Annotated in this window: 21 protein-coding genes; 5 read left to right on the forward strand and 16 right to left on the reverse strand. The window is 47.4% G+C overall.

Annotated elements, in window-relative coordinates; translation table 11 throughout:
• The first annotated feature begins 150 nt into the window (after positions 1-150).
• Positions 151-2301, forward strand: coding sequence for a winged helix-turn-helix domain-containing protein (locus L1D44_RS08590; protein WP_239889747.1), 2151 nt, complete (start codon positions 151-153; stop codon positions 2299-2301).
• A gap of 32 nt (positions 2302-2333) precedes the next feature.
• Here L1D44_RS08590 and L1D44_RS08595 read toward each other — a convergent pair whose 3' ends face one another.
• Together L1D44_RS08595 and L1D44_RS08600 are read right to left on the reverse strand one after the other, a co-directional pair.
• Positions 2334-3443 carry an anhydro-N-acetylmuramic acid kinase gene (locus L1D44_RS08595; protein WP_239889748.1) on the reverse strand — a complete coding sequence of 370 codons (1110 nt, stop codon included), beginning with the start codon at positions 3441-3443 and terminating at the stop codon, positions 2334-2336.
• A 50-nt stretch (positions 3444-3493) separates the two neighbouring features.
• Positions 3494-4915: a peptidoglycan DD-metalloendopeptidase family protein gene (locus L1D44_RS08600; protein WP_239889749.1), complete on the reverse strand. Its 1422-nt coding sequence runs from the start codon at positions 4913-4915 to the stop codon at positions 3494-3496.
• A gap of 127 nt (positions 4916-5042) precedes the next feature.
• On the opposite strand from L1D44_RS08600, the gene tyrS reads away from it, so the two are divergent.
• Positions 5043-6239 (forward strand): tyrosine--tRNA ligase, encoded by a 1197-nt coding sequence (gene tyrS / locus L1D44_RS08605; RefSeq protein WP_239889750.1) that lies wholly within the window; start codon positions 5043-5045, stop codon positions 6237-6239.
• A gap of 61 nt (positions 6240-6300) precedes the next feature.
• Here the strand turns inward: tyrS and L1D44_RS08610 are convergent, their stop codons facing one another.
• The 6 genes from L1D44_RS08610 to mtnN form a co-directional block, all read right to left on the reverse strand.
• Positions 6301-6711: a hypothetical protein gene (locus L1D44_RS08610; protein WP_239889751.1), complete on the reverse strand. Its 411-nt coding sequence runs from the start codon at positions 6709-6711 to the stop codon at positions 6301-6303.
• 172 nt (positions 6712-6883) lie between these two features.
• Positions 6884-7363 (reverse strand): nuclear transport factor 2 family protein, encoded by a 480-nt coding sequence (locus tag L1D44_RS08615; RefSeq protein ID WP_239889752.1) that lies wholly within the window; start codon positions 7361-7363, stop codon positions 6884-6886.
• Positions 7363-7986, reverse strand: coding sequence for a trimeric intracellular cation channel family protein (locus L1D44_RS08620; protein ID WP_239889753.1), 624 nt, complete (start codon positions 7984-7986; stop codon positions 7363-7365). The genes L1D44_RS08615 and L1D44_RS08620 overlap by 1 nt, the downstream gene beginning before the upstream one ends.
• Entirely contained in the window at positions 7983-8360 is a 378-nt protein-coding gene (locus L1D44_RS08625; RefSeq protein WP_220768170.1) for a DUF2721 domain-containing protein, read from the reverse strand. The genes L1D44_RS08620 and L1D44_RS08625 overlap by 4 nt, the downstream gene beginning before the upstream one ends.
• 164 nt (positions 8361-8524) lie before the next feature.
• Entirely contained in the window at positions 8525-9505 is a 981-nt protein-coding gene (locus L1D44_RS08630) for a cobalamin biosynthesis protein (protein ID WP_239889754.1), read from the reverse strand.
• Between the two features lie 60 nt (positions 9506-9565).
• Entirely contained in the window at positions 9566-10258 is a 693-nt protein-coding gene (gene mtnN, locus L1D44_RS08635) for a 5'-methylthioadenosine/S-adenosylhomocysteine nucleosidase (protein ID WP_239889755.1), read from the reverse strand.
• 193 nt (positions 10259-10451) lie between these two features.
• On the opposite strand from mtnN, the gene L1D44_RS08640 reads away from it, so the two are divergent.
• From L1D44_RS08640 to L1D44_RS08650, 3 genes are all read left to right on the forward strand, one after another.
• The gene (locus L1D44_RS08640; protein WP_239889756.1) at positions 10452-11006 is read left to right on the forward strand and encodes a GNAT family protein; all 555 of its coding nucleotides are present in this window, start codon (positions 10452-10454) and stop codon (positions 11004-11006) included.
• Positions 11007-11074: 68 nt separating this feature from the next.
• Positions 11075-11458, forward strand: a complete 384-nt coding sequence (locus L1D44_RS08645; RefSeq protein ID WP_239889757.1) for a VOC family protein — start codon at positions 11075-11077, stop codon at positions 11456-11458.
• A gap of 25 nt (positions 11459-11483) precedes the next feature.
• Positions 11484-11939 carry a GNAT family N-acetyltransferase gene (locus L1D44_RS08650; RefSeq protein WP_239889758.1) on the forward strand — a complete coding sequence of 152 codons (456 nt, stop codon included), beginning with the start codon at positions 11484-11486 and terminating at the stop codon, positions 11937-11939.
• An 11-nt stretch (positions 11940-11950) separates the two neighbouring features.
• On the opposite strand, the gene L1D44_RS08655 is transcribed toward L1D44_RS08650, so the two are convergent.
• From L1D44_RS08655 to gltB, 8 genes are all read right to left on the reverse strand, one after another.
• Entirely contained in the window at positions 11951-12424 is a 474-nt protein-coding gene (locus tag L1D44_RS08655; RefSeq protein WP_220768117.1) for a MarR family transcriptional regulator, read from the reverse strand.
• Between the two features lie 185 nt (positions 12425-12609).
• Positions 12610-13314 carry a TorF family putative porin gene (locus L1D44_RS08660; RefSeq protein ID WP_239890071.1) on the reverse strand — a complete coding sequence of 235 codons (705 nt, stop codon included), beginning with the start codon at positions 13312-13314 and terminating at the stop codon, positions 12610-12612.
• A 17-nt stretch (positions 13315-13331) separates the two neighbouring features.
• A complete protein-coding gene (locus L1D44_RS08665; RefSeq protein ID WP_239889759.1) occupies positions 13332-14549 on the reverse strand; it encodes a BCCT family transporter in 1218 nt (405 codons plus the stop codon).
• A 334-nt stretch (positions 14550-14883) separates the two neighbouring features.
• Entirely contained in the window at positions 14884-16581 is a 1698-nt protein-coding gene (gene betA, locus L1D44_RS08670) for a choline dehydrogenase (RefSeq protein ID WP_239889760.1), read from the reverse strand.
• A gap of 9 nt (positions 16582-16590) precedes the next feature.
• On the reverse strand, positions 16591-18054 hold the full coding sequence (gene betB / locus L1D44_RS08675; protein ID WP_239889761.1) for a betaine-aldehyde dehydrogenase: 1464 nt from the start codon (positions 18052-18054) through the stop codon (positions 16591-16593).
• Complete coding sequence (betI, locus tag L1D44_RS08680) at positions 18045-18650, reverse strand: transcriptional regulator BetI (RefSeq protein ID WP_239889762.1); 606 nt, start codon at positions 18648-18650, stop codon at positions 18045-18047. The genes betB and betI overlap by 10 nt, the downstream gene beginning before the upstream one ends.
• Before the next feature lie 575 nt (positions 18651-19225).
• Positions 19226-20635, reverse strand: a complete 1410-nt coding sequence (locus tag L1D44_RS08685; RefSeq protein WP_239889763.1) for an FAD-dependent oxidoreductase — start codon at positions 20633-20635, stop codon at positions 19226-19228.
• A 6-nt stretch (positions 20636-20641) separates the two neighbouring features.
• Positions 20642-25090 (reverse strand): glutamate synthase large subunit, encoded by a 4449-nt coding sequence (gene gltB, locus L1D44_RS08690; RefSeq protein WP_239889764.1) that lies wholly within the window; start codon positions 25088-25090, stop codon positions 20642-20644.
• Positions 25091-25368 lie beyond the last annotated feature (278 nt).

Genomic DNA, 25368 nt, shown 5'->3' on the forward strand with positions numbered 1-25368 from the left:
ATGTCTATTTAATATCTATTGTTTATACTTTCATTGGTTTAGTGTATGTTTTGTGTGCGGGTAAATAGTTTTATCTATGTGAAATAGATGTGAATTACCTATCTGTTGATGCTAGGGAATTAAAAAAGATAACGATAAATTGAGGTTCAGATGGTAGAGATAAGAAAAGAGGCGCCGTTTAAATTAGGCCTGTGTGAGGTCAACCCTAGCGACAATAGCCTTAACTTTTCTGATGCAACGTCCAATACCGAACCTGCTAACAAAGTCTCCATTCAACCTAAATTTATTGAAGTATTAAGTTACCTTGCGCGGCAATACCCAAAGGTTGTGACTCGAGAGGAGTTAATCGACACTATTTGGGAGGGTAATCGCTATGTGGGAAGTAAGGCGTTAACGAACGCTATCTGGCACCTGCGTAAGCACCTTAATCAAGGCTCGGATGGAGAGCAAGTTATCGAAACCGTGCGTAAGATGGGTTACCGTTTACTGCTTGAGCCTGAGTTTAATGACGCAGATCTGGTCGATGAGCCAGATCTATTTCAGCAAGCACAGCAAAAAATCAAACAGCTAACTCGACTTAATCGGACGCTCATCTTAGCTGGTGGATTATTTACCTGTGTGAGTACTGCAGCTTTAGGCTATCACCTCTACCAAGACAGTATTCGTTATGTTCCCACCACCAAACAGAACTTGACCACCGCCGCGGGTTCAGAGCTTTACCCTGCGGTGTCTCCCGATGGTCGCTGGTTAGTTTATGGCAGTCGTGGCAGTAACAGGTATGCCAGCCTTTATCTTAAAGATCTGCAAAACCCCGCAGAAACCCCTAAGCGACTCACCTCGACAAAGACTGCTGAGATCAGAGCCGTATGGAGCCCAGACGGTAGCGCACTGTATTACGGCTCCGAACATAGGAGTGAGAATAAGTGTTACCTGACTAAACTCAATTTAGACAGTAATGAAGCACTTAAATTGGGTGAGTGTTACACCTATAGCTCGGCTATCGATATCGCTCCCGATGCAAGTCGTTTAGTTTATATTTGGGATGCTAGCGAAGGTTTCGGCTCAGGGTTGTATGAGCTGTCTCTGGGCAACGAAGGGGAAGGGCCTAAACGCTTATCTTGTACTGAAAACTGTAGCTATCGTGACCGTGATATAGCCTTCAGTCCCGATGGAAACTGGCTCGCGGTTGCTCGGCGTTTCGGTAACATCTCTGAAGATATCTTTATATTGCATACTCAAACAGGTCAGGAGCAACGTTTAACCTTTGGTTTAGAGGATATTCGCGGACTTAGCTGGCATCAAGACAGTGAAAGGCTGATCTTTAGTACCGAAAATTCAGGGGTTAGAAACGGCTATATTGTGGGTATTGACGACAAGCAGATCTTGCCGTTAGAGGTGGAAGGCATGAGTTACCCTCGTTCAATCCCTAACAGCGATGAGCTGGTGTATTCCAACTATATGCGTGACTATCAGGTGGCATCGTTTGCGCTGGAGCAGTCAATCCCCACTGCGACTTTTCCACTGTTACAGGTTGAGTACAGTTATCGAAATCCCGATTACTCTTCGGTTACCCAGCGTATCGTCTATGTGTCCAATGAAACGGGGTTCAATGAGATCTGGTCCAGTGATGCCGATGGTAATCAAAGACGCCAACATACAGATCTTAAGCGTCGAGTAGCATACCCGAGCTGGTCCCATGATGGTACTAAGGTCGCTTTCTTAGCGCCGGATGATAAAAATGAGGGTAATAAGATCCATGTGCTGGATATGAGAACCTCTAATATCAGCATTCTTGCTACCCCCTATCTCGATCACAACCGCCCAAGTTGGGGCTGGAATGATGAGATGGTGCTGGCCAGCAGTAAAGACGGTATCACAGAGTTCTATCTCGATAATCGCTTACCTAAGGTCATTAGCCCTATCGATATGCGCTTGGGTAAGATGATAGCCGAAGATAAGTTAGTCTTTACTCAGCTCGGCAAGCGAGGGTTGTGGATGTTGTCGCTATCGAATCCAGCCCAGCCCAGTGAGCTGATTAGTGCTAACCATTTTGGTGAAGGCTACAACTGGGTTGCGGCCGATAAAGGGATCTACTTTAGAACGAGTCGTAGTGGATTTCAGTTGATTAACTTTTGGCGTTTTAACACCGGGCTTATCACGCCTATCTTAAAGTTACCATCGGGAAGTATTCCTCGCTCAGGAGCCATGAGCTATGTAGCGAGTCGCAATAGTCTGCTGATGACTCTTTCGCAGAACTACAAACGTGATGTGATTAAGCTGCAGCATAAGCTATTGTATTAGCTTATGCTGCTTAGAAGCCCTTACTCGTAGGGTTAAGCCGCTGGGAAGAAGGCGCCAAGCACAGCTTCTCTAGAAGCACCTGTGACAGCGGGCAAGTTACCCGGCAGGCCTTGATGGTATCGCATCGCTAACCAAGCAAAGGCGATACCCTCGACCCATTGGGGATCTATGCCAAGCTCTGAAGTGGTGACTACCTTATAGTTTGGCAGGAGTTTACGTAATCGGTGCATCAATTCGCAGTTATAGGCGCCGCCACCACAGACATAAAGCTCGCCATTTTCAGATAAGTTAAGCGCATCGTTGGCGATGCTGTAGCAGGTTAAGTCCAGTAAAGTCGATTGAATATCAGCTTCACTTAAATGGCTGAATTCAGATAGCTGCTGCTCAGCCCAAGCTTGGTTAAATAGCTCGCGGCCGGTGCTCTTCGGGGCGGCAAGAGCAAAGTAGGGGTGAGACAGTAGGTGTTGCAACATCTTTTGATCTGTGGTGCCCGACTTAGCCCAGGCACCATCTTTATCAAACGGCTGCCCAAGTTGATGCTGGATCCATGCATCGCTCAATCCATTACCCGGTCCGGTATCAAAGCCGGTGACATCTTGGGTGTTTCCCGGCAGGTAAGTGACATTGGCGATACCACCAATATTGAGAATGATGCGCTTGTGGTTTGGGCTGGCAAATACATGCTGATGGAAGGCGGGTACCAGTGGTGCCCCTTGCCCACCTAGAGCGACATCTTTGCGTCTAAAATCGGCAACGACATCGATACCCGTTTCGATGGCGATGGTATTGGGATCGCCAATTTGCAGGGTAAAGCCCATCTCAAGGTTGGGCATATGGCGCACGGTTTGACCGTGGCTGCCGATGGCGATGACTTGTGATTTATCGATCCGAGCTTTTTCCAGCAGGGCATTGACTGCTTTAGCGAAAAGCTTACCCATGGCGCGGTCTAAGTGACCGAGACGGTTTATCTCATCGTTTCCTGGCAGACAAAGCTTTTGTAGACTGCTCAAAAGCGCCTTTGGCAGCGCCTCGGTATGAGAGGCTATAAGGCTTGGCTTATCGCCTTCAAAATTAACCAATACCGCATCGATACCGTCCATGCTAGTGCCGGACATCAAGCCTACGTAATAACTGTTATTCATGGCATTAAACCTATCAATCGCACCGAGTAAAGTCAGAAGCTTTTGCAGCATTACTGCGCTGCAAGTTGCACCTGTTTGTTATGTTCAAGCTCTGCCATCATGGTTTTACTAAGCGTAGCAAACTGGGCCTTTTCTTTTTTCGCGATAGGCTCAGACTTTGGCAGCTTGATGGTGCGAGGGTTGCGGTGTACGCCGTTAACGATGAACTCATAGTGTAGGTGTGGTCCCGTTACTCGGCCTGTTGAACCTAAGGTACCGATGATCTGCCCTTGCTTAACCGATTGTCCGGTCTTTACCTTACGCTTAGTCAGATGAAGATACTTGGTGGTATAGGTGTCGTTGTGTTTAATAAACACATAGTTACCATTGTATTTATTGTAACTCGACTTGATGACTCGGCCATTACCTGCAGCCTTGATCGGCGTGCCTACCGCCGCAACATAGTCTACGCCGCGATGGGCCTTAACTTGGCCGGTAACAGGGTGAAGTCTGCGTGGGTTAAAGCTTGAGCTAACATATTTAAAGTCGACTGGAGAGCGCAGGAAGGCTTTACGCATGCTGCGTCCCTCTTCAGAATAGTAGTTACCATCCTTGTATCTTACCGCCGTGTAGCGGTCACCTTGGTTGGTAAACTCAGCGGCGAGAATGTTACCATTCTTTAGGAACTCACCATCGGCATACTCCTCTTCAAATATCATCGCAAATTGATCGCCTTTACGTAGATCTAAGGCAAAGTCGATATCCCAGCCAAAAATAGTGGCAAGTTGCATAATTTGGTTTGGTGTCAGTCCTGCATTGACACCGGCGTTCCAGAAGTTGTTTTGAATCGTGGCGCTAGCAAACTTGGTACGCGCCTCTACTTTCTTAGTGACGATCTGCTCGTGATAACCGCTGTCTGTATGAGTAACGATTAAGGTGGTGATCTTGTCGAGGTGATAGGTAAGCTTAGCCAGGTTGCCATCTTCAGTCTTAGCGATGACTAAATCATCGCCAGGCATGATTTTCAGTAGGTTCTTCTTGGCCTTAGGCAGCTGAGTCACATCGTAAACATCTTTAGCCGTTAACCCTGCGCGCTCAAATAACGCGGCTAAGGTGTCACCACTTTTTACTTGGAAGTGTTTCTCTTTTAATTTTGGCGCTGCCGCTTCTTGTATTTCAGGCTTGTCAGTCGCCTGAGTCAGGGCTTGTTGTTTGCTTGGCTCGCGGCTTTGGCTCAGGGGCTCACGGTGAGTTCGTTGCGATGGGCTTGACTCGCTTAATGATGCTGCAGGTGGAGTAGGGCTTCTAAATGCGAGTGGAACCTCATAACGGGTATTAACGTCATATTCACCGCTGGCTGATGGCGTTTGTTTGGATGCCTGCGCATCATCTGACGGCATTAAGATAATAATTAACGTGACAAAAACTAAACCGCACAAGAGCATTTGATGTAATTTTGGCAGTAATTTAAATAAAGTTATAACCTTTCCCATTGACCTTGATACCAAATTAGCCCTTTCTTAGTGATCCCTTTAGTGTACACACTTTCATTTGTGCTTGCTAACAAGTAACATGAGTGCCCATATTTTTTTGATTAGGCTCCCAGGAGTAACCGCCGATATGGCTGATTTAGAGCAAGCATTAGCAGAAATAAGACGTGGCACCGACGAGATATTACTCGAAGCGGATCTGCTGGAGAAGTTGAAAGAAGGTCGCCCATTAAAAATTAAATTAGGCGCTGACCCAACCGCGCCTGATATTCATCTTGGCCACACGGTTATTTTAAACAAGATGCGTACCTTCCAAGAGTTAGGTCATGAAGTGATCTTCTTGATTGGTGACTTCACTGGTATGGTCGGTGACCCAAGTGGTAAGAACAGCACTCGCCCGCCATTGACCCGTGAGCAGGTACTTGCCAATGCTGAAACTTATAAGCAGCAAGTTTATAAGATCTTAGATCCAGCTAAGACACGTATCGAGTTTAATTCTACCTGGTTGGAGCCATTAGGCGCAGCGGGCATGATCCGTCTTGCTTCACAGCAAACAGTGGCGCGTATGATGGAGCGAGACGACTTTAAGAAGCGTTACGCTTCGGGTCAGTCAATTGCTATTCATGAATTCATGTATCCATTGCTACAAGGTTACGACTCGGTTGCACTGGAGTCTGACGTTGAGCTAGGTGGTACCGATCAGAAGTTCAACCTGCTTATGGGTCGTGAACTGCAAAAATCTGCAGGTCAGAAGCCACAGACAGTAATCATGATGCCACTGCTTGAAGGCCTAGACGGTGTTAAGAAGATGTCTAAGTCTGCTCATAACTACATTGGTGTGAGTGAGCCTGCTGGTGAGATGTTCGGTAAGATCATGTCAATTTCAGATGATTTGATGTGGCGTTACTTCGAACTACTCTCTTTCCGTCCTCTGACAGAGATTGAGCAGTTTAAGGCCGATGTAGAAGCGGGGGCGAATCCACGTGATGTGAAGATTGCGCTTGCGAAAGAGATCATCGCACGTTTCCACGATGAAGCGGCGGCAGAGGCAGCACACCAAGAGTTTATCAATCGTTTCCAAAAAGGCGCGATCCCTAGCGATATTGAAGAGATAGAGATTGCTGCAGGTGAAGGTATTGCGATTGCTAACCTACTAAAAGAAGCGGGTCTGGTAAACTCTACCTCTGATGCGATGCGTATGATTAAGCAGGGCGCGGCTAAGATTGATGGCGATAAGATTGAAGATACTCGCCTACAGTTGACTGCTGGTACCTCTGCGGTATTCCAAGTGGGCAAGCGCAAGTTTGCTAAGATCACGCTAGTCTAAGCCGATTAAATCTTGGCTTAACTCGTCGAATTTAAGCGCTAATCACTAGAGCGAAAATTGGCTAGTGATTATTCGAACAACGGTCTGTACCAAAGTGCAGGCCGTTTTTACATTGCCAAGTTAATCGTGCCGCATCTAACTTCCAGCGATTTTTCTGCTTCTCCATTGAAAGAATCAATAGCATCTTAGGGTGTTCAGCACTCGCGCCACTGACATTATAGGTCACCACTTTTCCTTGGTACTGTTTAACTTTAGCCAGTTGAAAATTGCTGCCTGCATAGTGGGCTGAGATAGATTCTGGCTGTTTGCTCCAACTGCGCTTTTGTTGCTGGGCGAGTTCGAGTTTTTGATTGAACTTAAGGATGGGTTGATCGGCAAAAGAGACCACGATCGGTTGCTCAATGGCCGTAGCGGCACCACAAATGAGCATTGATAAGATAATCAGTGAGCGAATCGCGTTTGTAAAACCCATAACAACCTACCACAGATAAGGTACTTAATAGTTTGACACGCAAGCGGCAAAAAGTTTCCTGTAGTCGCAGGATTTTGTGATCTGAGTCGGTGGGAAAAGTGAATGCTTATTAGGACTACTGGTTGCAGGGAAACGTAGTAGTCCACCAAATTGAATGGTTATAGAGTAGGATTTACTGCACGGCGAGTTGGTCGGCCATGGTTTGGTAATCCATCAGATCTTGATGCTCTTTAACCCTCTGATGGGTCATGTCTAAGCGTAGTGTCGTCACACCAGGAATCGCGATGTCAATGATGCGCCCTGGTTTACCAAATAACTCGCCAGGTCCTTTATAACGGTAGTTACCGATAAGCACGACTAAGGAGCCAGAGTTAAACATATGCTCGATATTAAAGTTGTACTCGAGTACGCCGCGATGAGCACGCTTTAAAAATTGTAAAATATGCCGTCTGCCAGTGTATTTTCGTCCTGCTGTTCTGTCGTTAAACACGCTGTCACGATTATAAAAAGCACTTAGGCTAGTGTAGTCTTGATGAGTTAGCGCTTGAATATATTTAATCGCCAGCTGCTGCTCTTTGGGCATATCACCGATATTGGCGAACGCCGGAAAGCTAAAGAATACAAATACAAAACTAAATAAAGCTAATCTCATTATTGTGGTGTCTTTAAATCAAAAGCAGGTAATGACAGGTGCCAACGAATAGCGGCTAATCTAATCACGAGTGCGGTACCCATTGCAAATAATAAGGCAAACATCTCGGCCGCTCCCCAATGTAGGCTTATGGTGTAACTGATCCCACCCACTATCGATGCCGTCGCGTAGATCTCAGTGCGCAGCACCATAGGTACCTGCTGACAGAGTAAGTCTCGAATAATACCACCGCCCACACCAGTGATTAAGCCCATTACAACGGCGGTCATGCCACTGAGTTCTAAATTTAACGCTTTTTCTACCCCAATAACAGTAAAGAGTGCTAAACCTAAGGCATCGGCAACAGGCAAGATGTAGCGTGGTACTCGCTTAGGTTTACGGACAAAAATAAAGGTCAGTATAACGGTAACTAAAATTACCGTGATGTAATTGGGGTCTTGAATCCAAAATACCGGCGTCGTGCCGAGTAATGCATCTCGAATACTGCCGCCACCAATGGCGGTTACCGAAGCCAGCACCAATACCCCAAACGGATCCATCCTATGTCTGCCCGCCGCTAACGCGCCTGAAAGTGCAAAGACTGCAGTGCCGCACAGATCGAAGAAATAGATCCAATCGATCATCTATCCATCTCTTTAAGGTGAATGTTGAGGGCATCCACCGAAATACGAATTTCGATAACAGAAAGCAGTAGTGAATAAAGCAGTAAGAATAGGCTGCAGCCAAAGATAAAAGCGCCCACCTTATTAAAGCCGATGTAGATAAAAATCATGCATAACACGCACAAAGCAAAGCTTAAAGCGCCTGACTCCTGCATACGTCTAATGATGGTTATTCTTCGGCGGAGGTTTTTCAATTGACTATTGTTGATTGGCTTTCCAGCATTACTCAAATTACGAATAAGTGCCGCTAAGGCAAAGAAGCGATTGGTATAAGCCAACAACAGCAAAGAGATTGCAGGAAAGAGTAGTGCAGGCGTTGTTAGTGAGACATGAATATTTTCGAACAATGGAATCAGCCCTAAACGAGTCAATATACGAATTTAGGAATCATACCAATGCCAATAATTTATACAAGATGATTACAATCTACTGGGTAAATAAGTAGCGCATAAAGGAGGTTATCAAACAAAACTCAAGGTATTAGCAGCACTTGGCTGCGCTAACCTTGCATTACTCGCAGCAGCCCCCAAATACTCGGCAAGATAACGATAGCAAGCGCCCATAAGCTGAAGGCTACAGAGTTAAGTTTAACCGCTCTCAATAAATCGTTCTCATCGGGGAGTTGGCCATAAGAGACCTTAGGCATATCGACTCTTTCCTCTTTGAACTTCACCGGGCCACCAAGCTCGATCGCTAACGCACAGGCGACAACCTCGCAGGTTTGATACTCATTCAGTGGTGTTGCGTTAACCTTAGGCACAAACAGTCTTATAAGGCTCTTTGGCCCCCCTTGAATGGCGAGACTAAAACTCCAGAGTTTTGCTGGAATATAGTGCATTAAGGTAGAGAGTAAATACACTGGCATACCAAAATAGCGGTAATGCGGATTATATACTGGCCAGCAAGATTCAAGTTGTTTGCTCATCCTAGCGATGATTAGTAAGGGGACGCCGCCAATAATAAAAAAAACAATGGCAGACACGGTGCCGTAAATTGAGGTAGTCGATAGTCTTTCAATGGCGGCCTTACACAAGCCCACGTTTGAAAGCGATACCGTACTGCGAGTTAACCAAGACGCCAACAAACTGCGAGCCCTGAGTTTATTATCCCGTTTGATGGCGATGACGACTTCATTGGCGATAGACCTGAAATGATCGTCTTGCAAGCAAAGGTAGATAACGATGGTTTCGAAGAACCAAGGGAATTCGGCCAGTTCAATCAAGAGGCTTATCACCGCCCCAAAGGGGATGATTAGCAGTAACATGGCAAGGGTACCAGCGATTAGCTGCTGTGAGGGCGCACGGTTAGCACGATTCACTTTTGCACTTAGGTTTTTAGCCACTTGAGATAACCACTCAAGCGGCTGTAGGCTACGCGGCAGTGGGGCGATCCGTGCCAATAGAATGGACACCAATAACACTAAGGCTCCAGTGTAAAGCTGACTATCTTGGGAAAAGATTTTAGTAAACTCTGGAACCATATTGCCGCGCTATCCTTGTGTTGCTTTAATTAAAAGCAGCTTAACTTAACACTCTTTCGCTTAAAGCTGCTTAAGCAGAGCGATAACCATCAATGCAGAGTGGTGGCCTGCTTTTACAATGTACTCGTCAAAGTCTACCGGTGAGTCGTTGTTAGCATTGTCAGACAATGAACGGATAACCACAAACGGTACACCAAATTGGTGACAAACCTGAGCGATTGCCGCGCCTTCCATCTCACAAGCAGCCATGGTTGGGAAGTTTTCTAGCATGGTTTTGGTACGAACTGGATCGCAAATAAAGCTATCGCCAGTACAGATTAGGCCTTCAATCGCTTTCACTTCGCCTAGGCTTGCAACCGCTTTTTGCGCAGCGTTCACAAGCTTGGCATCTGGGATAAATGCCGCTGGTTGCTGCGCCATCTGACCAATCTCATAACCGAAAGCTGTCACGTCTACATCGTGGTGACGTACTTCAGATGAAATTACGATATCGCCAATGGCTAGCTCATCGGCAAAACCGCCAGCAGAGCCTGTGTTGATAATCGCATCAGGCGCATACTTTTCGATAAGTAGCGTAGTTGCAATACTAGCAGTCACTTTACCAATACCAGAGCGAGTGACAATAACCTCTTTACCCGCAAGTTGACCTGCAACAAACTCGATACCGGCGATGGTTGTAGAGCTTGGGTTTTCCATCGACTCAACTAAATGCGCAACTTCTGGCTCCATAGCGCCAATAATACCGATTTTCATTTAATGACCTTTTTAACTACCTGAATGAATATGGGCGCTAATATACCACGGTGCTTAGCGTTAGTGAAAAAGCCATAGAGTTAAGATGAGAGATAGCGTCTAGATTGTTTCACTTTGATCACAGTGGTAGGTTAATAAGGTTCATCGTAGTTAATCATTTCCATCTTGCTTGGAAAAAGGAATTTAGCGAAATATGTCAGCATTTCCCCAATTAGAGACCGAAAGGCTAGTGTTAAACCAGCAAGTGCTAGCTGATTCAAAACTGCTTTTCGAGATGTTTTCAGACCCCGAAGTGATCCAGTTTTATGATTTAGATTTTAGTCATGAAGCACAAGCGATCGAGTTAATCAATAATGATGCTAAGCGCTATGAGCAATGTGAGGGGATTCGATGGGCGATTCGCGATAAAATCACCCATAAGCTTCTGGGGGGATGTGGAATTAATCGCTTTGAATGCAGTAACCACGTTGCCGTTATTGGATATGAGTTCTTTAAAGCGTATTGGGGCAAGGGCTATGCAACCGAGGCGATCGCTAAACTTATCGAATTTTCATTTTCTGAGCAGTGCCCTAAACATGTCAATAAGATCGAAGCTTATACCATGATGGGTAACCATGGTTCGGAAACTGTATTGAAAAAGCTAGGTTTTAAGTGTGACGGTATTTTAAGAGAGCATGGTTATTGGAAAGGTGCTTACCACGACTTAAAAGTATTCTCTTTGCTAAGATCTGATGTTGTTAACACCTGAATCATCTTTTTGAGTAAAAAAAATCAAAAGACTAAAATGATTTTTCAATTCGATTACAAGGAGGTTGCGTGAATCTAAATCAAGTGACTTTGCCCGTATGCGATATGCCCCAAGCGGTACAGTTCTATTTAACCTTAGGCTTTATACTGATAGTCGATACGCCGCACTATGCGCGCTTCGAATGCCCCGTTGGAGATGCCACTTTTTCGCTCTCTCTAGAGGATGAGGCTGGCAAGACTGTTGGAAAAGGTTGCGGCGCCATCATCTATTTTGAACATGAGAAGCTCGATGAGTGGGTGAGTTCGCTGAAACAAGCGGGCATTGAGTTTGACCAAGAACCGACGGATCATGCCTACCTTTGGCGTGAGGCGATACTGCACGACCCATCGGGCAACAAGATTAAGCTCTATTGGGCGGGCGAGAACCGATTGAATCCTCCATGGCGAGTATGAAAGTTAGATTGAGATCGAGAGAAAAATGCAAATCAAACTAGGCTTAATCCGTGACGACAAGGTGCTGGCGCTATTAAAAGAACACCATGAAGATATGTGCAGCCATTCGCCGCTAGAGAGTGTGCATGCGCTCGATGTGTCTGGGCTGGAGGCTGACCATGTTACCTTCTGGAGCCTATGGAGCGAAGATGAACTTGCTGGCTGCGGTGCGCTAAAGCAGTTAGATAGTACCCACGGTGAAATTAAGTCGATGCGCACATCCACTGACTTTTTACGTCAAGGCGTTGCCCAACAACTATTAGCCCACATCATTGCTGAGGCAAGATCACGGGGTTATCAGAGGCTTAGCCTTGAGACTGGCTCTATGAAAGCCTTTATTCCAGCCCGTAAACTCTATGAGCAGTTTGGCTTTAAAGAGAGTGAACCATTTGCTGATTACCAGCAGGATCCCTACAGCAGCTTTATGAGTAAGCAACTTTAAAGATACAACACTTAATCGGCTTGAATTTGTCCTACCAAGAGTACTGGCGCGGCATCGAGCTCTTCGGCGTCCATCATGGCAGCGATGCGCTCAACTGACGATAACAGTTGGCTCTGCTCCCACTGTTCAAGATTTTGATAGCGGGTGATAAAGTGTTCTTGCAGTGGCTTAGGAGAATCACTGAGCAGGGCTTGGCCATTTTCACTCAATGATAGGTGTACCTTACGCTTATCGGTTTCGCTGCGGGTTCTTATGACTAACTCGCGACTCTCTAGCCTGTCGATAATGGTAGTAACAGTGGCGGGGCTTAAGGCAACTTCTTTGGCGACCTCTTTTGCCAGCGGTGACTCAAGTTGCTCGATACTGTGCATTACCATCAACTGCGGTCCAGTAAGGCCTGACTGCTTGTTGAGCTGGCGAGAATGGATGTCGATAGCTCGGATCACTCGGCGCAGTGAAATCAATAGCTGTTCATATTTTTCCATCTGTTGTCCTTAGCCAAAAGGCTTTTGCCGATGCTCTTGAGCTGTGAGCTAATATCTGTGTGGTGATGGCCTGCGCTTACAAAAGTGCGGTACAACGCTTGAGCGTTATACCGCACAATTTATATAAGGCGCAAGCTTGCACTTGCGACTTGGCGGCGCTAGGTACTAGAGGTATAAGAAGTACTTTAGAAGTTAAAGGTTCTTGCTACCGATAGTACAGCGCGAGTGTCAGCGGTATCTATGTCCATGCTGGTATCTTCAACGGCTAGGTTAAAGTCAAAGCCTTTCCAGCTTGTCATGTATTCTGCGCGATAATGGTTATAGGCTTTGTCGCCATCCCAAGACCATTTGTTCTCATCGGTAGAAGTCGAACGGTCAAAGCTGATACGGATTTCATGCCCCTCGGTGATGGTAAATGTGTGCGCTGCCATTAAGATGTAATGACCCGCATCTACACCGAAGTAATCCCAGGTGTACCAGAAGTTGAGCTCTGTTTGGCCAACAGGTGAACCGTAACCAAATTTAGTGTACACCTCTGGGTACTGATATTCGTCTGAGAACGAATCACCATGATAAGTGTAGTAAGCGATACCGGCATCTACTGACACGCTTTCGCTTAGCTGGTAGAAGATACCGCCGTAAAAATCCAGCTCTAACCAAGTGTCATCACCTGAGCCGTAATCCACGTTTGATGCCCAAGTACCCACATACCAACCAGCATCGGCGGCGTAATCTAGGCTTGCCTGCAGCGCAGGACCGTTATCTGTTTGGCTCACACCGTTAAAGGTATAATCAGAGGTTGCAGTCACGGTTGAGCTCACGTTAGCCATTGTCGTTGTTGGCAATGCGATTAGACTCAGTAGCGCAAGATTTTTAATTGTTGTTTTCATCATTTCCCTTTTTCTTTTTAGTTAGCTAATTCAATTTTGCTAAAGTCGATTTTGTTTTCTGTTGGTGAGCGCTCAATCGCCGCCACCTTCTTGTATTTCGTCGCTAAAATGTAGCCAAAGCAGCCTAAGATTAGGCCAATAGCCAGTGCGCCAACCCACTGGATCTCCAAGAAGTTAAGTTGGAATAACAGGGTGAGGCCGCTCATCAAGGCGAGATTGCCTATGATGTATTTAGTCTTACCGAAGCGCTCAACAGTCAGGTTTAGATTGTCGGTGTACAGGCGAATTAACGAGTCGAGCGAGTTGACTACGAAGGTGATCCCCACAAACACCATGGCAAGATTGTAGAAGCCAGTCGTGGCGATCTCATTGGCGCTGTAGTAGTAAAGCACGGTGAACCAGACGGCGATTGGCAGTGATGGGAACACCATCATGGCAATCAGTACTTGATAGGTTTTCATGCCGCCGACAAAACGAGAGGTGAACTGACCAATCATGATGCTCCAAGCAAACCACCAGAAGAGGTAGAATTCGTGGTAATCGTTCATTGGTAGGACGAAGTGGTGAATATTGCCAAAGTAGTCGCCAATCAAGGCGAAGGTGTTAACAAACTCGCCCACAGCCGACTCTTTTGACATAAATGCACCAGCCCACATCAACACGATAAGACCTAAGAATAACCAAGTGCTGGCTAAGCTAAGAATACGCACATAACGTATGCTAGTACTGGAGTAGACTGCAGCCGCGATAATCACGAATACCATCAGATAGAAGCTGCTTACTACTGACTCGCCATCACCCATCTCTGGCAGGTACCAAGGTAAGTTGGTCAATAGCAGGTAAGCGGTAAAGGCACAGGTACCGATAATCACTAAGTTATTAATAAACTTGATCACTGGGATCTCGAAGAACTTCACTCTTGGCTCGATGACACAAAAATAGAAGCAAGTTAAGAAGTAAAATGCCCAGATTAAAAATGCCCAGAAGCCAAACTCAATTGCCAACGGATTGGTAAAGCCATACTCAGGGCTTGCGCTTAAGTCTGCGTAGCCTCCGAACTCCGTTAGCGGGAACATGATTAAGCCAACATCCAGACCCGAGGTAAACAGGATGGCGATAAAGGTAAAGGTGCGCACCGGCGTGACACCGATACACTTGACGTTACCCCAGCGATAGATCACGAAGGCAATGGCGGCGAAAGTAAATAATATCCCTATAGTTAGCCAGGTAGTCATTATTGAACTCCTGACTTATCATTATTAAACATGGTTTAGTCCTTGTTTTTATTATCGTTATGCCCGCTTTTAGCCAAATTTTGGCCGCAAAAATCCCTCAAGCCTTAATTGCCGTTTTCACATCAGCTAAGGTTTGATAAATTAAACGTGGCGATTAATGCCATTTAGCCGTAATGGCTTAGGCTGGCAGAGCCTATACGTAAACAGTTTGAAGAGGCGGCAGAAGGATTGCCGAACATCTTCATCTCGTTTGTGGTGGGCTAGGCTTAGTCCATGCTCTTAGTTTCAGTCTCAGTGTCAGCGCTGCGCGAGAACATGAGCTAAGCCGAAGCGATTATCTTGCTGGTGGTCGTTGCCTTTGTTGCTGTTGCCAATCCTGACTCACAACCACTTCGGCTGCACTTGGCGCGAGTGGCGTATGGCCTAAAATTAAGTCGGCTGCACGCTCGGCCAACATGATGGTTGGCGAGTTAAGGTTACCGTTTGGAATGGTCGGGAAAATAGAGGAGTCGACCACCCTAAGTCCCTGTATCCCATGTACTCGCGTTTCTGAGTCCACTACGGCCATCCCATCTTCTCCCATCTTGCAGGTGCAAGAGGGGTGGTAAGCACTCTCAACCGCGCTTCTTACGAAACTATCAATCTGGTCATCGGTCTGTACTGCTATGCCGGGCTGGATCTCTTCGCCGCGGAATTCATCTAGCGCGGGCTGATTGATTATCTCTCGTGTTAAGCGAACACAGGCACGGAAACCTTCGATATCGTCCTGATGAGACAGGTAGTTAAATAGAATGCTAGGTGCCTGCTTAGGATCATTAGAGACCACTTTGACACTGCCGCGACTCTTAGGCTTGTTATGGCCGATATGTACCTGGAAACCATGGCCTGCAAAGGCCTCTTTGCCGTCATAACGCATTGCTGCTGGTAAGAAGTGGTATTGCAGATCAGGCCATTCTAGCCCAGCCTTTGAGCGAATAAAGCCGCAAGATTCGAAGTGATTGGTCGCGCCTAGGCCTGATTTGTTTAAGATCCAGCGAGTACCTATGAATAGTTTATTCAGCGGGTCTAGTTTGCCGTTAAGAGAAATAGGCTTGAGACACTTAAACTGGAAGTAAAACTCGAGGTGATCTTGTAGGTTCTCCCCCACGCCAGGCAGTTCATGTATTTGCTCGATGCCAGCCTTGGCCAGGGTATCCGCTGCGCCAACACCGGAGAGCTGCAGAATATGCGGCGAGCCAATCGAGCCTGCCGATAACACCACCTCTTTGTTGGCATTAACCTCTAATATCTTACCTTTACGCTCAAAGTGCACACCTACGGCTTTGTTAGCTTCACCTTGCTTGGTTGAAAACAACACCTTGTGCACTTGAGCGTGAGTGATAACGGTTAAGTTGTCACGTTTCATGGCTGGTCTTAGGTAGGCGTTAGCCGTAGACCAGCGCACGCCATTCTTAACCGTCATGTGCATCGGGCCAAACCCCTCTTGCTGGGCACCGTTATAGTCGTCAGTGGCTAAGTAGCCAGCATCGACGCCAGCGGCAACAAATGCCTTATACAGCGGGTTTTTCATCTGGTTGCCGTTGTTGACGCCAAGCGGGCCGTCAACTGAGCGATAATCATCTTCGCCAAATGCCCAGTCTTCGGCTTTCTTGAAGTAGGGCAGACAGTGGGCGTAATCCCAGTTCTTTGCTCCGTGCTCTTGCCACTCATCGAAATCACGAGCATGGCCACGTACATACACCATGCCGTTAATCGATGATGAGCCGCCTAACACCTTGCCTCGTGGGCAGTGCATACGGCGGTTATCGAGGTAAGGCTCGGCTTCGGTTTCAAATTGCCAAGCGTACTTCTTAGTATTCATGGGGATCGAGAGTGCAGTGGGCATCTGAATAAAGATGCTTCTGTCGCTGCCACCTGTTTCAAGCAGTAACACCCGATTATTCGAGTCGGCCGATAAACGGTTAGCTAGCACGCAGCCTGCGCTACCAGCACCAACGATAATATAGTCGTATTGAGGATGAGTTGTGGTCATGTCAGCTCCTTAAAATGGACTTTCAAGCGGCTGCATACCTACGTATACGGCTTTGATTTGGGTATAAGCTTTTAGGGTCTCAGAGCCGTTTTCTCGGCCAATGCCAGACATCTTGTAGCCACCAACCGGCATTTCTGCAGGTGAGGCGCCATAGGCGTTGATCCAGCAAATACCGGCCTGCATCTGATGAATAACTCGGTGCGCGCGGCTGATGTCTTGGGTAAATACGCCAGCTGCTAGACCTAAGCGAGTATCGTTGGCGCGGCGAATGACTTCCTCTTCATCACTAAAGGGCAATACCGACATCACAGGGCCAAAGATCTCCTCTTTGCTCAGTGTCATCTCGTCAACGCAGTTGCCAAAGACGGTTGGCGCGACGAAGTAACCATTTGGGCTATTTTCGGGCTTTAGGGCATGACCACCAATGAGTAGTTCGGCGCCTTCTTTCTTACCTATCTCGATATAGCTCAGCACCTTGTCTTGGTGAGCCTTAGAGATCAGCGCGCCAAAATTTGTTTCAGGATCCATAGGGTCGCCGCAGACGATATTGTTTTGAGTGCGGCTCACTAGTTTTTCGATAAATTGCGGATAGATAGCTTGTTGCACAAATACCCGAGTACCGTTAGTGCAGATCTCACCCTGGGTGTAGAAGTTGCCCAACATAGCCGCCGAGATCGCGTTATCGATATCGGCGTCATCGAAGATGATTAACGGAGATTTGCCGCCTAGCTCCATGGTGACCTCTTTGAGCGAACCTGCCGCCGCGGCCATCACTTTCTTGCCTGTACCGACTTCGCCGGTGAACGAGACTTTAGCAATCTCATCATTATTGGTTAGCCAAGCGCCGACTCGACCATCTCCTTGAACGACGTTAAACACACCGTCTGGCAGACCCGCTTCGGTAAAGATCTCAGCCAGCTTTACTGCGCCTAAGGGCGTCTCTTCCGATGGCTTGAAGATCATCACATTACCGCAAGCCAGAGCCGGAGCTGATTTCCAGCAAGCGATCTGTAACGGATAGTTCCAGGCGCCAATGCCGGCGCAGATCCCCAAAGGTTCACGGCGGGTATAGTAAAAGTCATCGCCCACGGTTTGTTGGTTGCCTTCGATACTTGGCGCAAGGCCTGCGAAAAACTCGATTGAGTCTGCGCCTGTGACAACATCGACCACTGAGGCTTCCTGCCAAGGCTTACCCGTGTCTTGTACTTCGATGGCTGCCAGCTCATCGTTGCGCTCACGCAGCAGAGCCACGGCTTTAAGTAGAATGCGGCTTCGCTCCATCGCGGTCATCTTCGACCAAGTTGCAAAACCGGCTTTAGCACTCTCGATGGCGGCTTGTTGAATTTTTTCATCGGCGACTTCGACTAAATAGCTCACTTCTCCATTGGCTGGATTGATAACTTCGAAGGTTTCACCTGTGGTATTTCTGAGGGCTTTGCCGTGGATATAATTGGGGTAAACGACTAGTGACATCGGGTTTCTCCGTACTGCATGATCACTGCCTCGATAAAGGCTTTAGATAGAATTTGAGCCTGCTGGAACTCTTTCTCTGGTGCAGGGCTTAAGGCACTGCGCAGCCAGAAACCATCGATCATCGCTGCGGTCTGCTTGGCTGCGATAATGGCTTGAGAATGCGGAAGTAGTTTTTTGAAAGAGAACAGAAGGTTGCTATATAAACGTTGGCTATTGATGTGCTGGAGTCTGGCAAGGCCTTGCTCATGCATGGCTTGTGACCAAAAGCTTAACCAGGTTTTTGTTGCGGGCCTCGAGCGTTGTAGCTCAGTAAAGTTGGCTTCTACAATGGCATGTAGCCTTTCTAACGGAAGCATCGTCTTACCTGAGGTGCGGCTGAGTAATGCTTGTTTAAGTTGTTCTAATAGGTATTTTTGCGTTGCTTCAATGAGGCCTTGTTTGCCACCGAAGTAATGACTGATGAGCCCTGATGATAAACCGGCTAAACCGCTAATGGTATTGATGGTGGTGTTGTGTAAACCGTGGCGCTCAACAGAAACAAGAGTGGCTTCGATGAGTTGTTGCTGTCGAACGGTTTTCATTGGCGGGCGCGGCATAAAGAGCAAATTCCTGAGTACAGAGATTGAATGTTATTTTTGGTGTTATTTTTATTATTATTTTGTTTTATTTATTGTTGATTGAGCGTTCAATTAATAACAACTCTAATGGTTAGAGCTATAACGATCAACCTTTATCTAAAAGTGTGATGCGTGTCGTGGTTTTGATTTTGCAAATCGTGGCAGGTGTGGGCTGCTTGCAAGTTGTTGTTTATTTAAGGGTAAAAGCTCTGCTTTAATTTTGTTCAGGGCGGTTAAGTGAGCCGTAAAAAAATTTGGGGTGAAAATTAGTTTTAGCTGTAATCTTTATCAAAATGACTTAGTTTAAGTTCCTGAGAGTGCAGGACGGCGGTTAACGATATTAGCTGCTATTCGCCTTTTAAAGGGCTGATATTAAGCTTTGGTTGTGGCGGGGAGTCGGTGGTTGGGGAGTGGAATTGGTATAAAAGGAGAAGAACCAACAATATCACTGCCAAAAAAAGCGCTCCATTGGGAGCGCACAATCACAAGCAAACTTTCTATAAATCTCTTTTAAAAACGTCTTTAAAAACAGCTGTTAAAGCGTTCTTAAAATATTAGTCTTCGAAGTAATTCAAAATGCCCATGGCCGCAACACGGCCTTCTGCAATGGCAGTAACCACAAGGTCTGAACCGCGCACCATATCGCCGCCAGCAAACACCTTAGGGTTACTGGTTTGAAAGGGATTGTCGGCCAGCTTTGGCGCTTTCACTAAGCCCCATTCATTGAGCTCTATATTGTGATCTGCTAACCAATTTGCAGGACTGGGTTGGAAACCAAAGGCGATGATAAGCGCATCGGTGTCAAGTACTTGTTCGCTACCCGCTATCGGCTCAGGGCGACGGCGGCCGCTTTCGTCGGCTTCACCTAATTGAGTCTCGATACACTCGATGCCCACTACCTTACCACCGATAGTTTTGATTGCCGTTGGTTGGCGGTTAAACAGAAACTCGACTCCCTCTTCACGGGCATTTTGCACCTCTCGGCGTGAGCCCGGCATATTCTCCTCATCGCGGCGATAGGCGCAGGTCACTTGAGTCGCGCCTTGACGCACCGCGGTACGCACGCAGTCCATGGCGGTATCCCCCCCGCCGAGGACCACAACACGCTTTCCTTTAAGGCTGAGGTAAGGGTTATCAAGGCACTCGGTGCCCATTACGTTATGGGTGTTACCTATAAGGTAGGGCAGTGCCTGATGAACTCCCTGCGCATCTTCGCCGGGAAGGTTAGCCTTCATCGCGGTATAGGTGCCCATGCCGAGGAATACGGCATCATACTGCTCGATTAACTCTTTAAAATCGATATCCTTGCCAACGGTAACCCCAAGCTTAAACTCAATCCCCATGCCTTCTAGCACGGTACGGCGAACTTGCATCACCTCTTTATCGAGTTTAAATGAGGGAATACCGTAGGTGAGCAGGCCACCTATCTGTGGGTTTTTGTCATAGACTACGGCTTTGACGCCGTTGCGGGCTAAGATATCGGCGCAGCCGAGCCCCGCAGGCCCTGCGCCAACAATAGCGACGCGCTCTTTACGGGAAGTTACTTTAGACATATCTGGACGCCAGCCCTGTGAGATGGCGGTATCGGTAATGTATTTTTCGACATTACCTATGGTTACCGCACCAAACTCATCGTTGAGGGTACAGGCACCTTCACACAATCTGTCTTGTGGGCAAACGCGACCACAGATCTCTGGCAGGGTATTGGTTTCATGCACTAAATCTGCCGCTTCCATTATACGGCCCTGTTTGGCCAGTTTAAGCCAATTAGGGATGTAGTTATGCAGTGGACACTTCCATTCACAATAGGGATTACCACAGTCCAAACAGCGATCGGCCTGCTCACTCACCTGAGGTTGTGCAAAAGGCTGATAGATCTCAATAAACTGCGTCGCTCGTTGCTTGGCGGCGTGTTTAGTCGGGTCTTTACGGCCAACTTCAAGAAACTGAAAATCATTGCTCATTTTGTGTTACCCCGCTTTAACTGCTATTGCAGGTTCTGATTGCTCTAACTTCAACAGATCGCTTAGCTCAACATTTTTAGGTTTTACTAAGATGAAGCAATCTAGCCAGTTCTCGAAATCGCTTAAGATCATCTTGGCATGTTCACTGTTAGTCTCTTTGACATGTTGTTCAATCAAATCGCGAAGATGTCGTTGCTGAATGGGCGATTGGACTTTATGGGTGTCGACCATCTCAGTATTGACACGGCGATTGAAGCGGCCAAATTGGTCAAATACATAGGCGAAGCCGCCAGTCATACCTGCACCGAAGTTAACTCCAGTCTTACCGAGTACTACAACGATACCGCCTGTCATATATTCACAGCCGTTATCACCTAAGCCCTCAACAACGGCGATGGCACCTGAGTTACGCACGGCGAAGCGCTCACCGGCTTTCCCCGATGCGAATAGCTTACCGCCGGATGCACCGTATAAACAGGTGTTACCTAAAATAGACGAGCGCTCGCTCCTAAAGGGGCTTCCAAGCGGTGGGTAGACACAGATCTTACCGCCAGACATACCTTTACCCACATAGTCATTGGCATCACCGCAGAGCATCAGCTCGAGGCCGGGAGCATTCCATACGCCAAAGCTTTGGCCAGCGCTGCCGTTAAACTTCAAGGTGATAGGCGCCTTGGCACCATCGCGGCCAACGTGGGTGGCAATATAACCGGAAAGGCTAGCACCCACAGAGCGGTCGGTATTGTTGATATTAAACATCTCGCAAATCGACTCACCCGCTTTAATTGCTTCTTTGCAGTCCTCAACGAGACGCTGGTTTAACAGCCCCTTATCTGATGGCTGGTTAATTTCACGCCAGGTGACTGCAGAGCTTTCTGGTACTTCTGGGCGATATAGGATTGGCGCTAAGTCGAGGCTTTGCTGCTTAGCCGTTTCACCTTCAATGCTTGTTAACCAGTCGCTACGACCTATTAGCTGTTCAAACTCCGTGACGCCAAGGGCTGCCATCTGCTCTCGGATCTCTCGAGCGACAAACTCAAAGTAGGTCATCACCCGCTCTGGTAGGCCGTGATAATGTTCATTACGTAGGGTTTGGTTTTGGGTGGCGACCCCAGTGGCACAGTTATTTAGATGGCAAATACGTAGGTACTTACAACCTAGTGCAATCATAGGCACGGTTCCGAAACCAAAGCTCTCGGCGCCCAGTAGCGCCGCTTTGATAACGTCTTTACCGGTTTTTAGGCCGCCATCGACTTGTAACCTGATCTTATGGCGCAGACCATTAGCAACTAAAGCTTGATGTACCTCGGCAAGTCCAAGTTCCCAAGGGCTACCAGCATATTTTACTGAAGTGATTGGGCTTGCTCCCGTGCCCCCGTCATAGCCGGATATGGTGATCATATCGGCGTAAGCTTTGGCAACACCTGTGGCGATAGTACCGACTCCTGGTTCAGAGACCAGTTTGACAGACACAAGTGCCTTGGGGTTGATCTGCTTTAAGTCAAAAATTAGCTGAGCTAAATCTTCGATGGAGTAGATATCATGATGGGGTGGTGGTGAAATTAGAGTGACCCCCGGCCTTGCATTACGCAGTGCGGCAATTTCTACACTGACCTTATCGCCGGGAAGCTGACCGCCTTCACCGGGTTTTGCGCCTTGAGCGACCTTAATCTGTAGTACTTCAGCGTTAACTAGATAGTGTGCGGTGACGCCGAAACGCCCCGATGCGATCTGCTTGATAGCTGAGTTACCTTCGGTACCAAAACGGCGTGGGTCTTCACCACCTTCACCTGAGTTGGAGCGGCCGCCAAGGCGGTTCATGGCAACGGCGAGCGCCTCGTGAGCCTCGGGGCTCAGGGCGCCGATACTCATTGCCGCACTATCGAAACGAGGGTAGAGGGTTTTCGCCGCCTCGACCCGTTCGAGTTCAACTGGGGCTAGCTCGCCTTTGACTTGGATTAAATCACGTAAAGTAGCAATCGGACGGTCATCCACAAGCTCGGCGAAACGCTTGTATGTCTCGTAGTTTTGCTCCTTGAGGCTTGATTGTAAGGTGTTGACCACATCGGGATTAAAGCAGTGATATTCACCGCCCTCTACGTATTTGAGTAGGCCGCCTTGGGGCAGTTGCTGATGAGCTCTAAAGGCACTCTTGTGTAACAGTTGCTGGTCTTTCTCAATCAATTCAAAGCTCGCACCTTGAATACGGCTAATCACACCGTTAAAGCAAAGCTTAACCACTTCATCTGCAAGGCCTACGACTTCAAACTGCTGGCTACAGCGATAAGATGCGACAGTACTAATGCCCATCTTAGACATGATCTTACGTAGCCCTTTGTCGATACCGTAGCGGAAGTTCAACATCAGATCGCGGGTATTTTCGACACCATTTCGCTGGGCGAGATCTGAGATGCACTCATAGACAAGGTATGGGTAGATTGCGGTGGCGCCGAACCCGAGCAGCACGGCGAAATGATGCGGGTCTCTTGCCGATGCGGTTTCTACTATGATGTTGGTATCACAGCGCAGGCTATTATCAACTAATACCTGCTGCACTGCGCCCACGGCCATTGCCGCTGGGATCACTTGCTTTGACTTCGCCGTTGCGCGATCTGATAGCACCAGCAGTGTAGTACCAGAGCGAGCCAATCGCTCGGCTTCATCGCAAATGCGTTTTATGGCGGCCTCTAAGCCTTCACTGAGATCATAATTCAAATCGACCGTGTTGGCGCGATAGTAGGTGCTATCGAGTGCCATCAGCTGATTGAAATCACTAAATAGCAACACAGGTGAGTTAAACATTACGCGATAAGCATGACCCGTGGTTTCGTTAAATAGATTCTGCTCGCGGCCCGCACAGGTGGTTAGTGACATTACGTGTTTTTCACGGAGCGGATCGATAGGTGGATTGGTGACCTGAGCAAACTTTTGACGGAAGTAGTCATAGATGGTGCGAGACTTTTTCGACAATACAGCCATAGGGGTGTCATCACCCATGGAGCCAGTGGCCTCTTCACCCTTTTGAGCTAGAACCCAGATAACCTGCTCAAGCTCTTCTCGTGAGTAGCCAAAATGCTTTTGGTATTGCAGTAGTTGTGCTTCATCAAACTCGCGTTTGCCTTGTTCATTTGGACCAAACTCTTCAGCAGGCTTAAGCACCTTACTGTTTTTAGCCATCCACTCCTTGTATGGGTGACGACGCTTAAGGTCATTATCAATTTCAAACGAGGAGTAAAGTTGACCATTTAAGGTGTCTAGAACCAATAATTCACCAGGGCCGACACGGCCTTTTTCAATGACCTCATCGGGGCCATAGTCCCAAATACCCACCTCTGAACCTAAGGTTAATATCCGGTCTTTGGTGATCACGTAGCGTGAAGGACGTAGACCATTACGGTCAACGGCGCAGGCGGCATGGCGACCATTGGTCATCACGATACCTGCTGGGCCATCCCACGGTTCCATGTGCATGGAGTTAAAGTCATAGAAAGCTTTTAACTCTTCATCCATCTCTGGATTACTCTGCCATGCTGGTGGAATAAGTAGACGCATGGCTCGGTAAAGATCCATTCCGCCAGCGAGTAACATATCCAGCATATTATCGAGGGATGAAGAGTCTGAACCCGTCTCATTTACGAAAGGAGCGGCTTGCTGTAAGTCTGCTAATAATGGCGCGGTGAACTTGTAGGCACGAGCTCTTGCCCACTGACGGTTACAGGTGATGGTGTTGATCTCACCATTATGGGCCAGATATCTCAATGGCTGGGCTAGTGGCCACTTAGGTGACGTATTGGTTGAGAAGCGCTGGTGGAATAAGCAGATTGAACTCTGTAAGCGGATGTCTGCTAAATCGCTATAGAAAGCGGGGAGATCCGCAGGCATCATCAGCCCTTTATAAACGATGACTTGCCCTGAAAGACTGGCAACGTAGAAGTCTTTATCGTGAGTGAGTTGCTGTTCGACCCGTCGTCTTGCCATATATAGGCGGCGCTCTAAGTCTTTTTCTCGCCAGCCTATAGGCGCATTAATCAATACTTGTACTATCTGTGGTTGGCTGGCCTTACCTATAGGTCCGAGTACATCTGCGTTTACTGGCACATCTCGCCAGCCCGCAACACTTAAGGTCTCTTTTTGCAGTTCTTGTTCTATTAGCAGCTTGGCTTGCGACGCTAAAATGGCATCTTGACTGAGGAACAGCATACCCACAGCGAAGCGGCGGCTAAGGTGCCAGTCATTTTCTTCGGCAATCGCTTTAAAGAAGTTTATTGGCAATTGCATTAATAGACCACAGCCATCGCCAGTTCGGCCATCTGCAGCAATACCACCACGATGCTTCATTCGGTCTAGGCCGTGGATCGCGGTACGTACAATTCGGTGACTCGGTTCACCGTCCATCTGGGCGATTAATCCAAACCCACAATTGTCCCGCTCAAAACTTGGATGATATAAGCTCATTACTACACTCCCTAACCTCGACTGATACTACTCGGGAAATAAAGCAAAAAATCTATAGATATGCACCCGAATCAATCAAATTAACCCCAAGAGTATTAAAGGTCAAACCAAATTATTGCATAAAAAGTAACTGGCTTGTGTTGTTTTATACGCAGGTGTTAACAGCTTTACCTTAACGTAAACTGTAAAACTGCTTGTATAACCTTATGAATAAAAAGTATTTTAAATTTCGCGATTTTGTTTGTTCACTTTGTTGTAACAAGTCGGTGGATTATAAC

Origin of the sequence: Shewanella sp. Isolate13 (assembly GCF_022398325.1) — a bacterium.
Classification (GTDB): domain Bacteria; phylum Pseudomonadota; class Gammaproteobacteria; order Enterobacterales; family Shewanellaceae; genus Shewanella.